This window comes from Sphingomonas sp., assembly GCF_031372575.1.
Lineage (GTDB): Bacteria > Pseudomonadota > Alphaproteobacteria > Sphingomonadales > Sphingomonadaceae > Sphingomicrobium.
In genome coordinates this window covers 1-14,583 of the sequence record NZ_JANMLM010000096.1, presented here as the reverse complement: position 1 = coordinate 14,583, position 14,583 = coordinate 1, and the positions used below count along the sequence as shown (strand labels likewise).

At 64.8% G+C, this 14,583-nt stretch carries 15 protein-coding genes, 1 tRNA gene and 1 pseudogene; 11 read left to right on the top strand and 6 right to left on the bottom strand.

The window, feature by feature from the left end:
* The coding region (locus RMN73_RS09770; RefSeq protein ID WP_309603135.1) for a thiamine pyrophosphate-dependent enzyme at positions 1-808 on the bottom strand (808 nt) is incomplete at its 3' end.
* 86 nt (positions 809-894) lie between these two features.
* On the opposite strand from RMN73_RS09770, the gene RMN73_RS09765 reads away from it, so the two are divergent.
* On the top strand, positions 895-1,182 hold the full coding sequence (locus RMN73_RS09765) for a DUF3297 family protein (protein ID WP_309603134.1): 288 nt from the start codon (positions 895-897) through the stop codon (positions 1,180-1,182).
* Between the two features lie 2 nt (positions 1,183-1,184).
* Here the strand turns inward: RMN73_RS09765 and RMN73_RS09760 are convergent, their stop codons facing one another.
* Positions 1,185-1,409 (bottom strand): hypothetical protein, encoded by a 225-nt coding sequence (locus RMN73_RS09760; RefSeq protein WP_309603133.1) that lies wholly within the window; start codon positions 1,407-1,409, stop codon positions 1,185-1,187.
* A gap of 228 nt (positions 1,410-1,637) precedes the next feature.
* Between RMN73_RS09760 and RMN73_RS09755 the strand changes: the two genes are divergently transcribed.
* The 6 genes from RMN73_RS09755 to RMN73_RS09730 all read left to right on the top strand — a co-directional run bounded on the left by RMN73_RS09755 (position 1,638) and on the right by RMN73_RS09730 (position 5,470).
* Entirely contained in the window at positions 1,638-1,775 is a 138-nt protein-coding gene (locus tag RMN73_RS09755; protein WP_309603132.1) for a hypothetical protein, read from the top strand.
* Entirely contained in the window at positions 1,768-2,559 is a 792-nt protein-coding gene (locus RMN73_RS09750) for a PspA/IM30 family protein (protein ID WP_309603131.1), read from the top strand. The genes RMN73_RS09755 and RMN73_RS09750 overlap by 8 nt, the downstream gene beginning before the upstream one ends.
* 16 nt (positions 2,560-2,575) lie before the next feature.
* Positions 2,576-2,971, top strand: coding sequence for a PspC domain-containing protein (locus RMN73_RS09745; protein ID WP_309603130.1), 396 nt, complete (start codon positions 2,576-2,578; stop codon positions 2,969-2,971).
* Complete coding sequence (locus RMN73_RS09740) at positions 2,964-3,197, top strand: hypothetical protein (RefSeq protein WP_309603129.1); 234 nt, start codon at positions 2,964-2,966, stop codon at positions 3,195-3,197. Before RMN73_RS09745 ends, RMN73_RS09740 begins: the two co-directional genes overlap by 8 nt.
* A 141-nt stretch (positions 3,198-3,338) precedes the next feature.
* Positions 3,339-4,268: a cation diffusion facilitator family transporter gene (locus RMN73_RS09735; RefSeq protein ID WP_309603128.1), complete on the top strand. Its 930-nt coding sequence runs from the start codon at positions 3,339-3,341 to the stop codon at positions 4,266-4,268.
* Positions 4,268-5,470, top strand: coding sequence for a threonine synthase (locus RMN73_RS09730; RefSeq protein WP_309603127.1), 1,203 nt, complete (start codon positions 4,268-4,270; stop codon positions 5,468-5,470). Before RMN73_RS09735 ends, RMN73_RS09730 begins: the two co-directional genes overlap by 1 nt.
* Positions 5,471-5,991: 521 nt before the next feature.
* On the opposite strand, the gene RMN73_RS09725 is transcribed toward RMN73_RS09730, so the two are convergent.
* A tRNA-Thr gene (locus RMN73_RS09725) sits at positions 5,992-6,067 on the bottom strand.
* A gap of 85 nt (positions 6,068-6,152) precedes the next feature.
* On the opposite strand from RMN73_RS09725, the gene RMN73_RS09720 reads away from it, so the two are divergent.
* From RMN73_RS09720 to RMN73_RS09705, 4 genes are read left to right on the top strand one after another with little or no spacing between them, the layout of a single operon-like run.
* Positions 6,153-9,650, top strand: coding sequence for a hydantoinase B/oxoprolinase family protein (locus RMN73_RS09720; protein WP_309603126.1), 3,498 nt, complete (start codon positions 6,153-6,155; stop codon positions 9,648-9,650).
* Positions 9,647-10,321: a DUF969 domain-containing protein gene (locus tag RMN73_RS09715; protein ID WP_309603125.1), complete on the top strand. Its 675-nt coding sequence runs from the start codon at positions 9,647-9,649 to the stop codon at positions 10,319-10,321. Before RMN73_RS09720 ends, RMN73_RS09715 begins: the two co-directional genes overlap by 4 nt.
* On the top strand, positions 10,318-11,271 hold the full coding sequence (locus RMN73_RS09710; RefSeq protein WP_309603124.1) for a DUF979 domain-containing protein: 954 nt from the start codon (positions 10,318-10,320) through the stop codon (positions 11,269-11,271). Before RMN73_RS09715 ends, RMN73_RS09710 begins: the two co-directional genes overlap by 4 nt.
* A 26-nt stretch (positions 11,272-11,297) precedes the next feature.
* On the top strand, positions 11,298-12,251 hold the full coding sequence (locus tag RMN73_RS09705) for a DUF2891 domain-containing protein (RefSeq protein ID WP_309603136.1): 954 nt from the start codon (positions 11,298-11,300) through the stop codon (positions 12,249-12,251).
* Here RMN73_RS09705 and RMN73_RS09700 read toward each other — a convergent pair.
* The 3 genes and pseudogenes from RMN73_RS09700 to RMN73_RS09690 form a co-directional block, all read right to left on the bottom strand.
* Positions 12,248-13,093, bottom strand: coding sequence for a hypothetical protein (locus RMN73_RS09700; protein ID WP_309603123.1), 846 nt, complete (start codon positions 13,091-13,093; stop codon positions 12,248-12,250). The two genes, RMN73_RS09705 and RMN73_RS09700, sit on opposite strands and share 4 nt — an antisense overlap.
* On the bottom strand, positions 13,090-14,394 hold the full coding sequence (locus tag RMN73_RS09695; protein WP_309603122.1) for a mechanosensitive ion channel: 1,305 nt from the start codon (positions 14,392-14,394) through the stop codon (positions 13,090-13,092). Before RMN73_RS09695 ends, RMN73_RS09700 begins: the two co-directional genes overlap by 4 nt.
* A gap of 14 nt (positions 14,395-14,408) precedes the next feature.
* Positions 14,409-14,583 (bottom strand): annotated as a pseudogene (locus tag RMN73_RS09690) (replication-associated recombination protein A); the annotation flags it as partial.

Here is a 14,583-nt window from a genome sequence, read left to right as displayed (position 1 = left end):
GGCTGGCGAAAGTCGCCTGCTCAGCCCCGGCGATGCCCGAGAAGCTCGAGATCGCCCATTGATTGTTGACTACCGCGAGGATCACCGGCGCCTGGTAGACTGCGGCGAAGGTCAATGCCGAGTGGAAGTCGCCTTCCGCCGTCGCGCCATCGCCGACCCAGCCCATGGCGATGCGACTGTCGCCCTTGATCGCACTTGCCATCGCCCAGCCGACCGCCTGCGGATATTGCGTGCCGAGATTGCCCGAGATGGAGAAGAAGCCGTGCGTCTTGTCCGAATACATGATCGGCAATTGGCGGCCGTGGAGCGGATCGCCGGCGTTGGAGTAAATCTGGCACATCATCGTCACCAGCGGATAGCCGCGCGCGACGAGCAGACCTTGTTGGCGATAGGTCGGGAAGTGCATGTCGTCGGGGTCCATCGCGGCGGCGGCGGCGACCGCAATCGCTTCCTCCCCGGTGCACTTCATGTAGAAACTGGTCTTGCCCTGCCGCTGCGCGCGATACATCCGGTCGTCGAACACGCGCACCGTCTTCATGTCGGTCAGCATCTGGCGCAAGGTGTCGGCGTCGAGCTTTGGATCCCACGGGCCCACCGCGCGGCCATCATCATCGAGTACGCGGACAAGATGGGTGCAGAGCGGAAATGTCTCCTCCGCCTTGGCCGCGACATCGGGGCGCGGCGCGGAGCCGGCGGCGGGAACCGCGATCGACGAGAAATCGGGCGTGTCCCCGGGCCGATATTTCGGCTCGGGGACATGCAGGGTAAGCGCCGGTCGATTGGCGCGGTCATTGGGAGTCTTGGTCATTGCCGACCGCGCTTAATGCGGCGCGAGCGGACCGGCAATGGTGATGCGTTTGACGAACGACGCGGCGCGGGGGTAGGGCGCGGCTCATGACCAGCAAAACCGCCAAAGCCGACACGCCGCCCGATCACCTCAGTCTCGATCCGCGCAGCGCGCATTTCGACCAGGCGACCCTCGAACGCGGGATCGGGATCCGGTTCAACGGCAATGAGAAGACCAATGTCGAGGAATATAGCGTGTCCGAAGGCTGGATCCGCGTTGCCGCCGGGCGCAGCCGCGATCGCTTCGGCAATCCGATGACGATAAAGCTCAAGGGGACGGTCGAGCCGTACTTTGAGGATATTGCGGCGGCGGACGACAAGCCCGCCGCCGAGTAAGCTTATACGCCGGGGCGAACGTCGCCCGGGAAGCCCGGTCCGCGCTTTGCCTTGCGCCGGTCAAGCATCTTCTTCGCTGCCCAGCCCGCGCCAAGTGCCAACCCGAGCGGGCCGAGCCCGCGCCGTGCCAGTGCGGCTACGCCGACACCGATCAACGCGCCCTTGGCGCCCGACTGGCGGCCCGCGATCCGATTGCCGATGATTGCGCCTGCGATTTTGCCAAGCATGTCCATATCCTTCCTGAAATTACCTTGGGTCAAAGCGTCCGACGCCACGCTTCGTTCCCAACATGAACAAATGGTCAGCTTTCCCAACTGGTGGTGGGAAATTCCGCCAACTGCACAGCTTTTCTGCCCGCGCTGCATCATAATTGGCGGAATTTTGGGATTGGCACGCCTCTTGAATAGTAGGCTGCATGGATCGCCGAACATTGGATGGCGGTCCAAAAAGGGAGAATGACAATGTTTAAGTCGAACCTTCAGCGCAATCTGGTTGCTGCCTTCGCAGCAGTCCTGATGAGCACGGTAGCGGTCGGCGCGGCCGTCGCCCCGGCGACCCACGTCGCCATTCCGTCGGTGACCATCAGTGCATAACCTTGAACCGATCGTGGCCACGGTGCCGACCCGCACCGCGCGGATGGCAGGCCCGGCGGACCAGCCCGCAGCAGTGACCGAAACGGTCCGCTTCGCGCCGCTCGCCGGCCTGTTGTCCGGCCCGATCTTTACCCGGACCCGCGACATCATTGCCGCGAATGTCACCGAATTGCTCGACCGGTCGGAAGATCCGGCGCGGATGATCCGGATGATCATCGTCGAAATGGAAGAGACGTTGGTCGAAGTGCGGGCGACCGCCGCCCGGTCGATCGCCGACATGAAGGAAATGCGGCGCGCCATCGGCCGGCTCGACGATATCCAGCTGAGCTGGACCGACAAGGCCCAGCTGGCGCTCGAGAAGGGCCGCGAGGATCTGGCCCGCGCAGCGCTCGGCGAAAAGCAGCAAGCGGCCGAGATGGCGGCGGGGCTGCGTGAGGAGACCGCCCAGATTGAAGCGGTGCTGCGCGGCTACGAAGCCGATATCGCCCGGCTCCAGGCCAAGCTGGCCGAAGCGCGGGCACGGCAGAATGCGATTGCCAACCGGATCGAAAGCGCGGTCAGCCGCGCCCGGTCGAGTGAATTGCTCAACGGCAGCCGGACGCAGGATGCCTTTGCCAAGTTCGAATTGCTCGAACGCCGCGCCGACCTTGCCGAAGGCTATGCCGACGCGCTGGGGATGACCGGGCCGAAGAGCCTCGAGGAAGAGATTGCCGAGCTTCGCGCCGCCGACCAGGTCGACGCCGAGCTGGACGCCATGAAAGCCGCGCTCGGCGCGACCAAGTAAGGAAAGAAACGGGGACATGTCATCACGCTATTCACTCGACCGCCGCGACAAGAAAGTTGCGGGCGTCTGCTCAACCCTGGGCGATGTGTTCAACATCGACCCGACCTTCGTCCGCATCGCCTTCGTCGCGATCGCGCTGATGATCAGCTTCAAACTGGCAATCATCGCCTACATCGGCAGCGGCATTTACCTCTACACGCAGAAGCACCGGGCGAATAAATTCGGTGACCGCAAGTCCGACTATGAGCGGATGGGCGAGGTCGGCACGGTTCGCCCCTCGGTCCATGCGATGCGCACCGAGCTGGATGAGACCGACCGCCGGATGATGGCGATCGACCACCATATCGCCGCGCAGAAAGACCATGACCTGGCGCGCGAGATTGAAGCATTGCGGGAGAAGAGCGATGGCTGACCCACTGTCCACCGGATTGATCGCGGCGAGCATCATGCTGGCCATCGGGATCGCGGCCTTCGCGTCGCTCAGGGGCTGGCAGGGCTGGCTCGACCTCAAGCGGATGGAGTTGGTCAGCGGACGAGGCGACGTCATGCTGCCCCCGTCGGGCGGGCGGATCGAGATCGCCGACCTCAAGGAACGCGTCCGCAAACTCGAAGCAATTGCCGACGGGATCGACCTCTAGCCCATCGCCAACGACCCCCCCCGCAGCATGCTGTCCCCGACATGCTGCAGCCCAGGCGGCCCGGAACCCCAAAGTCCGGGCCGCTTTTGCGTTTCGCGGCCAATCGCTTGACGCCCGACCGCCGCTTGCTATCCGAAGGTAATGAGCGCGGGTCACCATCACGCCGGACATGATCACGGGACCGGCGTCAGTTTCGGTTCGGCCTTCATCATTGGCATATTGCTCAACCTCGGCTTCGTCGTGGTCGAGACGATCTATGGCTTTGCCGCCAATTCGATGGCGCTGCTGGCCGACGCCGGGCACAATCTGTCCGACGTGCTCGGGTTGGTGGTGGCGTATGGCGGGGCGCTGCTGGTCAAGCGGCGACCGAGCCCGCGCTTCACCTACGGGCTCAAGAAAAGCTCGATCCTTGCCGCTTTGATCAACGCCCTGCTGCTATTGGTTGCGGTTGGCGCGATCATCGCCGAGGCGATCCGGCGACTGATCGAACCCGAGCCGTCGAACGGAACGACGGTGATGGCGGTCGCGGCGGTGGGGATTATCGTCAACGGCATCACCGCGTGGCTGTTCGCGCGCGGGCGGCACGGCGACATCAATATCCGCGGCGCCTTCCTCCACATGCTGAGTGATGCGTTGGTGTCGGCGGCGGTGGTGATCGCGGGTTTCCTGATGCTGCGCACCGGCCTGCCGTGGATCGACCCGGTAATCAGCCTGATCGTCGCCGGAGTGATCCTGTGGGGGACGTGGGGGTTGCTCGCCGAATCGACCTCGATGACGCTCGCCGGAACGCCCAAGTCGATCGAGACCGACCAGGTCGCGCGCGCGCTGGAGAAATTGCCCGGCGTGGTGGGGACGCATCATCTCCACATCTGGTCGCTATCGACCACCGAAACCGCGCTGACGGTTCACCTGCAGGTCGACGCGGCTTGCGACCGCGACCTGATCCTTCGGCAGGCCAATGCCTACGTCCACCAGATGTTCGGGATCGACCATTCGACCATCCAGGTCGAGCTATCGGCACCCGCGGCTGCCACCGACGATTGCCACGGCGACGATTGCGGGCATCACTGATGTTCATGACCCATCTCGAATGCTCGCTCACCGGCGAGCGTTACGCCGCCGACCAGTTGCACAATTTGTCCAAGGCGGGAAAGCCGTTGCTGGCGCGCTACGATCTGGCGGCGGTGGCCAAGGTGCTCAACCGCGAAGTGATTGCCGCGCGGCCGGCGGGGATGTGGAAATGGCGCGAATTGCTGCCGCTTCCCGAGGGCAAGGATCCGGTCAGCCTGGGCGAGCCTGAAACGCCGTTGATCGCACTCGATGGCATCGCGCGGATGCAGGGCACGCGAGCGCCGCTGGTCAAGGATGAGGGGCGGCTCCCGACCGGATCTTTCAAGGCGCGCGGGCTGGCGATGGCGGTCAGCATGGCCCGGCATTTCGGCGTGAAGCGGATCGCGATGCCGACCAACGGCAATGCCGGCGCCGCGCTCGCGGCTTATGGCGCCCGCGCGGGGATCGAGACGATCGTTATCTGCCCCGCCGAAACGCCGCAGATCAACATCGACGAGACTGCGGCTTATGGCGCCAAAGTCTATATCGCCGACGGGCAGATCGACGAATGCGGCGCGTTAGTGGGGAAGGGCGCGGCGGAGGGGCGCTGGTTCGACTTTTCGACGCTCAAGGAGCCATACCGGATCGAGGGCAAGAAGGTCATGGGGCTCGAACTGGCCGAACAGCTCGGGTGGAAATTGCCCGACGCGATCTTCTACCCGACCGGCGGGGGCACCGGGCTGATCGGGATGTGGAAGGCGTTCGACGAGTTGGAAGCGATCGGGATGATCGGTCCCGAGCGGCCGCGGATGTTCGCCATCCAGGCCGAGGGCTGCGCGCCAATGGTCCGCGCGTTCGAGGCGGGCGAGGAATATGCGGAGCGGTGGGAGGGCGCGGCGACGATCGCGACCGGGATCCGCGTGCCAAAGGCGGTCGGCGATTTCCTGATTTTGCGCGCGGTGCGCGACAGCGGCGGGGCGGCGCTGGCGGTGAGCGAGGAAGCGATTGCCGCAGGCGTGCGCGACGCGGCGGAAGCGGACGGAATGCTGCTCTGTCCTGAGGGCGGCGCGGTGCTGGCGGGGTGGCGGCTGGCGCTCGAGCGCGGATTGGTCAAGCCCGAGGAGCAGGTCATGCTGTTCAATTGCGCGAACGGGAATAAATATCCGCTGACCGATCGATCGCGGCGGATTGAGCTCGGGAACGTGCTGCCTGCGGAGCTCTAGATACAAGTAAGCCCCGGAAACCGAAGTTTCCGGGGCTCCATGATTCGCCTCCGAAGAGTTGAACCACGAAACCATAACGGCGCACCCCGCCGATGGTTCCGCGCGATGTGCAAAAAAAACTGAAACAGTTTCGAGCAGCTGAAGGGCGGTCTTTGCTCCGACCTTAGCCGCGCCGTTGCGACCGTCGTTCACAGACGACAAAAAGGCCCCGCCAGCGAACGCCGGGGGGGCCAGAAATGGGTAAGCCCAGGATACCGAAGTATCCGGGGCTCCATGGTTTGGCTCTGCAGGCCTCCACACTTTGGTCCTAGTACCGCCGTACTTCGATCCGAAGACCGCAACCACCTGATTGTTAGAGCAGCATCCAAACCGATTCGCTAGGGGTAAAATGGGGTGCCGTGGCGAAATGCGGGGGCGATTTGGTGCATAAAGCTGTGGATAAGTGGGCGGTTCGGGCGCTCGACCTCGCTTCGCTCGGATCATCGTGCTCGATAGTCCCCCGGACTATCTGCGCGCGATCATGGTGCCGGATGCAGGAATCGAACCCGCGACCTTCGGTTTACAAAACCGCTGCTCTACCATCTGAGCTAATCCGGCGCGGGTCGCGCTTTAGCTTCGCCGGAGGTGCCGCGTCCAGCGAGAAGCGATTGAGGCGCCCTCCATATCCTGCTTGATAGTCGGCGTGGAACAGCACGGGGACTTTGCGATCGATCGCGGCGGGACGTTCACCGACATTGTCGCGCGCTGCGCCGACGGCCGCCAGCGGGTGATGAAACTGCTGTCGGAGAATGACCGCGCCTACGCCGACGCCCCGCTGGAGGGGATGGCCCGCATCCTGACTGAAGAAGGCGGCGTACTCGGCGCGGTGCGGATGGGGACGACGGTGGCGACCAATGCCTTGCTCGAGCGCAAGGGCGAGCGAGTCGCGCTGGCAATTACGCGGGGGTTCGGCGATGCGCTGCGGATCGGCACCCAGGCGCGGCCGGACATTTTTGCGCGCCACATCGTGCTGCCGTCAATGCTGTACGAGGCGGTGGTCGAGATTGACGAGCGGCTTGGCGCGGACGGGGCGATCGTCCGGCCACTCGATGAACACGCCGCTCGCACCGCATTCAGGCAGCTTCGCCGCGACGGGTTCGAATCGATCGCCATCCTGCTCATGCATGGCTGGCGTTACCCCGACCACGAAGCCCGCCTCGCCGCGATCGCCCGCGAGCTCGGTTTCGCCCAAGTCTCGGTCAGCCATGAAGTCGCAGCGTTGATCAGGCTGGTGCCGCGCGGCGATACGACCGTGGTCGATGCCTATCTGTCGCCGATCCTGCGCCGCTATGTTGACCGCGTCGCGACCGGACTGGCGGGGGCGCCGTTGCAATTCATGCAATCGAATGGCGGGCTGACCGACGCGGCGGCGTTTCGCGGCAAGGATGCGTTGCTGTCGGGCCCCGCGGGCGGGGTGGTCGGGATGGTCGCGGCGGCCAAGCCGCATTTCGCCGAGGGTGAGCCGCTGCGGCTGATCGGGTTCGACATGGGCGGCACCTCGACCGACGTGTCGCATTATGCCGGGCGGTTCGAACTGGCCGACGAAAGTGTTGTCGCCGGAGTCCGCGTGCGCGCGCCGATGATGCAATTGCATACCGTGGCGGCGGGGGGCGGGTCGATCTGCCGGTTCGACGGAATGCGGTTTCGAGTCGGGCCGGAGTCGGCTGGCGCGCAGCCGGGACCGGCCTGTTACCGCGCTGGCGGGCCGTTGACGGTGACCGATTGCAACCTCGTGCTCGGGCGGATCGATCCGGCGCATTTCCCGAGCGTGTTCGGTGCGACAAGCGACCAGCCGATCGACATCGAGGCATCGCGTGCCCGCCTCGCCGATATCGCCGACGCACTTGGCGATGGCCGAATGATCGAGCAGATCGCCGAGGGCTTCATAGCGATCGCGGTCGACAATATGGCCGCCGCGATCCGCAAGATCTCGATCGCGCGCGGGCATGATGTGACGCTTTACACGATGGCGTGCTTCGGCGGCGCGGGCGGGCAGCATGCCTGCGCGGTGGCCGACGCGCTGGGGATGACTCGGGTGCTGGTGCATCCGCTCGCGGGCGTGCTGTCGGCGCACGGGATCGGCTTGGCGGATGTGAAGGCGATCCGCGAGGCGAGCTGGATTAAGCCGCTCGATGTGGATTTTGGCGGGGCGCTGGCGGGGCTTGAGGCGGCGGTGGTCAACGATTTGCTTGAACAGCGGATCGAGCGCGACGCGATCCACACGGAATACCGCGCGAGGCTACGCCTGCCGGGGAGCGATTCGACGATCGAGCTTGATGTCGGCCCTGACATGGCAGCGGCGTTTCATCGGGAGCATCGTCGGCGGTTTGGGTATGCCGAGCCTGACGCGGTGCCGGTGGTCGAGGCGCTGGTGGTGGAAGCGGTGGCGGGGTCTGAGAACCCCTCAGCCAGCTGCGCTGCTACCTCCCCGGGAAATCTTGGGGAGGAAATAAGCAGCCCCGCGCTCATCTTCGACGACACCTCGACCATCTACATCGCCCCCGGCTGGTCCGGCCGCCGCGCGTCGGACGGCACCCTCATCCTCACCCGTTCCACCCCCGCGATCCGCGCCCACGCGCCCGGCACCCACGCCGACCCTGTGCGTCTGGAAATCTTCAACAACCTGTTCATGGCAATCGCCGAGGAAATGGGGGTCGCGCTGCAGGCGACGGCGACCAGCGTCAACATCAAGGAGCGGCTCGATTTCTCCTGCGCCCTGTTCGACGCCTCGGGCGCGCTCATTGCCAATGCGCCGCACATCCCGGTGCATCTCGGATCGATGGGCGAGAGCATCCGCGTGATCATCGAGACCCGGGGTGAAGGCAGGGACGGGCGCGGGATCCGGCGCGGCGACGCCTATGTGCTCAACGACCCCTATCGCGGCGGCACGCATCTGCCCGACATCACGGTTATCCTCCCGGTATTCTACGACGGCGCGGCCGCCCCATCGGCCTTCGTCGCGGCGCGCGGGCATCATGCCGATGTCGGCGGGATCGCGCCCGGGTCGATGCCGCCCGACAGCCGCTCCATCGCCGACGAAGGCGTGCTGATCGACAATGCATTGATGGTCGACGAAGGCCGCTTCCTCGAGCCCGAAATGCGCGCGATCTTGGCCACCGGCGACCACGCCGCGCGCAACCCCGACCGCAATATCTCCGACCTGCGCGCCCAGCTCGCCGCTTGTGTGCGCGGGGCCGAGAGTCTGGTCCAGACCGCGCGCGAGCAGGGCGCGGATGTGGTTGCAGCCTACATGGATTATGTGCTCGCCAATGCCGAGGAATCGGTGCGGCGATTGCTCGGCCGACTGGACAATGGCGAATTTACCTATGCGATGGACAATGGCGCCGAAGTTCGCGTCGCCGTCCGTATCGACAAGGCGGCGCGTGCTGCGACGTTCGACTTTGCCGGTACAAGTCCCCAGCTTGCAGACAATTTCAACGCCCCGCGATCGATCGTTCGCGCCGCTGCGCTGTATGTGGTCCGCACGCTGATCGACGACGTCATTCCGATGAACGACGGCTGCCTCAAGCCCATCACACTCATCGTTCCCGACGGTTCGATGCTTTGGCCGGCCTTTCCCGCCGCGGTGGTCGCGGGCAATGTCGAGACCAGCCAGGTGGTGACCGACGCCTTGTTCGCCGCCACTGGCCGCTTGGCGCCAAGCCAGGGGACGATGAACAATTTCACCTTCGGCAATGCGGCCCACCAATATTATGAGACGATCGCCGGCGGATCGGGCGCTGGCCCCGACCATGACGGAACCGACGCGGTGCAGACCCATATGACCAACAGCCGGCTGACCGACCCCGAGATTTTGGAGACGCGGCTGCCAGTGCGGCTCGATCGGTTCGCAATCCGGCGCGGATCGGGGGGTAAGGGTGCGCATCATGGCGGCGACGGGGTGGTGCGCGAAATCACGTTTCTCGAACCGATGCGCGCCAACATCCTCGCCAACCGCCGCGCAGTCGCGCCGCGCGGGATCGCAGGAGGTGGGGACGCGAAAGCCGGGCGCAATTGGGTCGAGCGGGTTGGTGGAAGCATCGAAATGCTAAGCGCTACTGCGTCGGCTGAGATGCGGGTTGGTGATCGGTTCGTAATTAAGACGCCGGGTGGCGGCGGGTTCGGGGAGGAGGAGGCATGATCAATTACTGGCCATTGATCGGGATATTGTTGGTCGTGATCGGCTTCGCGCTCAGGCTCAACCCGATGCTGGTCGTGACCGCCTCGGCGCTCGTCACCGGTCTGATCGCGGGGCTGGGGCCGGTCGAGGTGGTCTCGACCTTCGGCAAGGCGTTCAACGACAATCGGATCATCGCCATCGTGTGGATCGTGCTGCCAGTGATCGGCAGTCTCGAGCGGTTCGGGCTGCAGCAACGCGCGGCGCACCTCATTCGCTCGATGAAGGGGGCGACCGTCGGGCGGCTGCTGATCCTCTACCTCGGCTATCGCCAGATCATCTCCGCCATTGGCCTCCATTCGACCGCTGGGCACCCGCAGACGGTGCGACCCTTGGTCGCGCCGATGGCGCTGGCGGCGGCGGAGAAGAGCCACGGCGCCCTGACCGAAGCGGAAGGCGACAAGGTCAAGGCAATGGCTGCGGCGACCGATAATGTCGGGCTGTTTTTCGGCGAGGACGTATTCATCGCCATCGGCTCGATCGTGCTCATCCAGCAAACGCTCGCCACCTATGGCTACAATCTCGAGCCGCTCCAGCTGGCCTTGTGGGCGATCCCGAGCGCGATTGGGGCGTTTTTGATTCACGGGTTCAGGCTGTGGCTGTTCGAGCGCAGCTTGCGGAGGGCGGCCAAATGATCACCCTCCACTGGCTGTATATTCTCGCCGGGCTGATGTTCGCGGCGTTCGCGATCCTCAGCGTCACCGATCGCCACCACCCCAAGCGCTTTGGCAATGCCGCCTTCTGGGGGCTGATGGCGGTGAGCCTGCTCGCCGGCGACCGGATCGGCGATTTCGGCAATGGCCTGCTCGTGCTCGGCCTGGCCGGACTGGCTGGGTTCAATTTCCTCGGCAAGAGCCACCCGCCGACCACCAGCGAGCCGGCGCGAGAGGCGTTTTCGGCGCTTCATGGCAACCGCTTGTTCCTCCCCGCCCTGATCATCCCGGTCACCGCCTTGGTCGGCACCCTGGTCTATAATTATACCCCAATCGGCCGCGCCGGATGGATCGAACCGAAGCGCGAGACCTATGTGTTCCTAGCGTTAGGTGTGCTGATCGCGCTGGCGGTGATTTACGCGTGGCTGCGTCCGCCCGCGCTGGCGCCATTGCAGGAAGGGCGGCGGCTGATCGATTCGATCGGCTGGGCAGCGGTCCTCCCGCAAATGCTTGCCGCGCTCGGCGTATTGTTCGCCGCGGCGGGGATCGGCGATGCGATCGGCTCGCTCGCCGGGATGGTCATTCCGGAGGGCAATCTGCTCGTGACCATCATCATCTTCACCGGCGGCATGGCGTTGTTCACGATGATCATGGGCAATGCCTTCGCCGCCTTCCCGGTGATGGCGGCGGCGATCGGGGTGCCGCTGCTGATCGTCCAGCATGACGGCAATCCGGCGGTGATCGGTGCGGTCGGGATGCTAGCCGGGTTCTGCGGCACGTTGATGACCCCGATGGCGGCCAACTTCAACCTGGTGCCCGCCGCGTTGCTCGAACTGAAGGATCAATATGGCGTGATTCGCGCGCAGGTCATGACCGCGCTGCCGCTCTTGGTGTTCAACACAGCACTCATCGCGCTGGTGGCGTTCCGGTGAGGCTCGATCAGGCGTTGGCGTCGCGGATGGCGGCGATCGCGCTCGGGCATGTCGCCCGCGAATATCCGCACAAGCTCGACCATGTGCTGGGCGGGGATGGTGATGCACGCACCCCGCGCGGTCTCCACCCGATGTTCTTCGGCAGTTTCGACTGGCACAGCTGCGTTCATGGCTGGTGGACGCTGCTGACGCTGCGGCGGATGTTTCCGGATATGGCCGAGGCGACGAGGATCGACGAACTGGCGAGCGCGAGCTTCACGCCGGACAAGGTGGCTGACGAACTGGCCTATCTCGACCGACCGCTGTCGGCGGGGTTCGAGCGACCCTATGGCTGGGGCTGGCTGCTCGCCTTGCATCTCGAGGCGAGCCGCCACCCGATGCTCGCCGAATCGCTCGCCCCGCTCGCGCACGGCTTTGCGTCGCGGTTTGCGCCGTATCTCGCCAAGCTGACTTATCCGATCCGCACCGGCACCCACGCCAACACCAGCTTTGCGCTGATCCTCGCGTTGGAGTGGACAGAAACGTTCGACCCCGGACTGGCCACAACCATCCGCGCCTGGGCGTCGGAAAAATTCGCTGGCGACCGCGATTGCCAGGCGTGGGAGCCCGGCGGCGATGAATTCCTCTCCACGGCGCTGACCGAGGCGCTGCTGATGCGCCGCTGCCTCGGCGACACCGCCTTCGCCGATTGGTTCGCCGCCTTCCTCCCGCGCATTGCGACCCGCGACCCTGCGACCCTGTTCATCCCCGCCACGGTCAGCGACCGCAGCGACGGCAAGATCGCGCATCTCGACGGGTTGAACCTCAGCCGCGCGTGGTGCTGGCGCGGCATCGCGCCTGTGCTTCCGCCCGCCGCGCAAGCCATCGCGCTATCCGCCGCCGACGACCATCTCGACAGCGCCATGCCGCACATTGCGGGGGATTATATGGGCGAACATTGGCTGGCGAGCTTCGCGTTGCTCGCGCTGCTGGCCGACTAGACGATCCCGAAGGTCCAGCCTTCGGCCCGAGCGATTTCAGGTGTTAGTCCCGGTGGATCGAAGGCGTTTGGATGCGCGAGATGGGCCAGCATCCCGGCTGCGGTGACCAGTGCATCTGTCTGATGATCGGTCGGCGTTTTGCGCAGCTTTACGGGGTGCGACCCCAATGAAGCGAGCGCCACGTTGAGCTCGGCGGTCGTGCGGATTTTCTTGCCCGACAGTCCTGCGTTCAAGATGTAGATCCGCGTGTAAATCTCGACCACCGCGCTGTGGCCCTCGCGCAGGTCGTCCATCGGCCAGATCGCCACCGTTCCGTCCAAGGCGTGCAGCAACCGCATTCCCGAGAAGCTCGCCTTGGCCACCTGTGCCGCGCCGATTGCGTCATAGGCGCTGGCAGTCTTCCGTCCGCCGAGCGCATTCAATCGTTGGTCGCACTGGCGGAAGAAGACGAAGTCGGCCTTCACCCCGTCGGCGATCCCGAAGTAGAAATGCTTGCGGTGCGCGACTTCGAGGAAGCTGGCCGCGCCAAAGTCCACGTCATCCGCGACCCCATCGACATAGGCCCAAAAGTCGCGGGCATTGGTTGGCACGCCCTCGCCCGGCAGATACGACCCGCGCTCGATCAGCGGTGGGGCGAAGCTGAAATCGAAGCCGAACAGCGTCGGCTCCTTCGCCGCTTCAGACGCAAGCCAATGTGCCACCTCGGCGCGCGACCAGACATGCTCAGGCCGGACCAGCCGTGGCGGCAATCCAGGGCGCGCCTCGGCGATCGCAATCCCCTTGTGGCGGCTGCCCTTCGCCCCCGACCAGTCGATCGCGATGGTGCGGGTGAAGTGCCTCACACCAACGGCGGCTGGCCGTCGTCCTCGGTCGCCACCGGTTGCTTGAGGCGCGGCGGGATGCGGGGTGCGGGTGGGGCGTTGCTATCCTGCCATTGCTCGAGCGTCCGCGCGGCAAAATCGCGTCCGCCGAGCCCGAAGGCGATGGCCGTCGCGACCGCAGCCGAGCCGAGGATCAGCCCGAACGCGATCATCACAATCTCATTGGCCAGCCCCATGAAGGTCAGTCCGATCGCGGTGAACAGAGCGACGATGGCATATTTGACGATCGTCTGGGCGTAGCCCGCTTCGCCGGTCGAACTGCCGACCAGTCCGGCCAGGATCCGCGCCAGGAACAGGCCGACGACGATGATCACCGTGCCGAAGATCACTTTCCCGCCAAGCTCGGTGATCTGGAACAGCAATGCCGCGGTCGAATCACCGCCGATCTTGCGGGCCGCTTCCATCACCCCAATGATCAGCAGCGCCGTCATGGCAATGCTGCCCACCACCCTGGAAGGCGAGGTCGAGGCTGGCATGATGTTCAGTGCATGAACCGACCGATCGAACCCAAAGCTCGGCAGGACGGCTTCGATCAGCGACTTGAAATATCGTCCGATGATGAACGTGAAGGCGAGGATTGCCAGCGCCGCAAGAATGTTGGGGATGGCATTGGCGATGGTGGTCAGCATTGCCGTGGCGGGATCGGCGATGGCCGAAATCTGCAGGATATTAAGGGCGGCGATGGCGGCGAAGATGATGATTACGGCTGACGCGGTCATGCCCAACGCCTTGGCAATCGAGCTTCTGTCCTCGGAAACGCCGGGCGCTACGGTGCCTTCTTGATCGACCGCTAGCGGCGGCTCGGAAATGCTCATCCCGACTCGCCCGAGCAGCCGCTCTATATTGATCGCGCCGAACGCGGCTTCGATCACGTGCCGGACAATCCGTGCCAGCACCACCCCGGCAAAGAACAGGATGCCAGCGCCGACCATCCGCGGGATATAGGCAAATATCTCATTGGTCATGCGCGTCAGGGGGGTCATCACTTCGCTCAAGCCCAGCGGTTGCAACGCCGCGATCAGCCCGACCAGCCACACCAGCCAATAGGCCAGCCGCCCCAATTCCTTGCCGACACTATCGCCGCCGACACCGGGATCGCGCTTGAGGATCGGCATCTTGTCGACCAGTTTGGCGATCGCCCATTGCACCGCCTTGGCGATGAAGTGGGTCGCGACGAGGATGACGATCGCGAGCAACACCTTGGGTCCCCAAGACATCAATTGTTCGCGCCAATAAGCTGCCGGCTGGGTGTTCTGGTACATCGCCATCTCCTCGATCAGTCGTCTGGTCGCTTCTCTCGCCGCTTTTCATCCCAGAACGCAAGCCGCTCGCGCAGCTTGACCTCGAACCCGCGGTCGACGGGCTGGTAATAATCCTGTGGGCTCATCCCGTCGGGCCAGTAATTGGCACCCGAAAAGCCATCCTCGCTATCATGGTCATAGGCGTAGCCG

What these genes read in the sequence shown, in the direction of transcription:
- RMN73_RS09710 (WP_309603124.1), top strand. Translation starts at nt 10,318, where the DNA reads ATGATCACCCTCCACTGGCTGTATATTCTCGCCGGGCTGATGTTCGCG.
- RMN73_RS09715 (WP_309603125.1), top strand. Translation starts at nt 9,647, where the DNA reads ATGATCAATTACTGGCCATTGATCGGGATATTGTTGGTCGTGATCGGC.
- RMN73_RS09730 (WP_309603127.1), top strand. Translation starts at nt 4,268, where the DNA reads ATGTTCATGACCCATCTCGAATGCTCGCTCACCGGCGAGCGTTACGCC.
- RMN73_RS09745 (WP_309603130.1), top strand. Translation starts at nt 2,576, where the DNA reads ATGTCATCACGCTATTCACTCGACCGCCGCGACAAGAAAGTTGCGGGC.
- RMN73_RS09765 (WP_309603134.1), top strand. Translation starts at nt 895, where the DNA reads ATGACCAGCAAAACCGCCAAAGCCGACACGCCGCCCGATCACCTCAGT.
- RMN73_RS09740 (WP_309603129.1), top strand. Translation starts at nt 2,964, where the DNA reads ATGGCTGACCCACTGTCCACCGGATTGATCGCGGCGAGCATCATGCTG.
- RMN73_RS09755 (WP_309603132.1), top strand. Translation starts at nt 1,638, where the DNA reads ATGACAATGTTTAAGTCGAACCTTCAGCGCAATCTGGTTGCTGCCTTC.
- RMN73_RS09705 (WP_309603136.1), top strand. Translation starts at nt 11,298, where the DNA reads ATGGCGGCGATCGCGCTCGGGCATGTCGCCCGCGAATATCCGCACAAG.
- RMN73_RS09760 (WP_309603133.1), bottom strand. Translation starts at nt 1,409, where the DNA reads ATGCTTGGCAAAATCGCAGGCGCAATCATCGGCAATCGGATCGCGGGC.
- RMN73_RS09735 (WP_309603128.1), top strand. Translation starts at nt 3,339, where the DNA reads ATGAGCGCGGGTCACCATCACGCCGGACATGATCACGGGACCGGCGTC.
- RMN73_RS09695 (WP_309603122.1), bottom strand. Translation starts at nt 14,394, where the DNA reads ATGTACCAGAACACCCAGCCGGCAGCTTATTGGCGCGAACAATTGATG.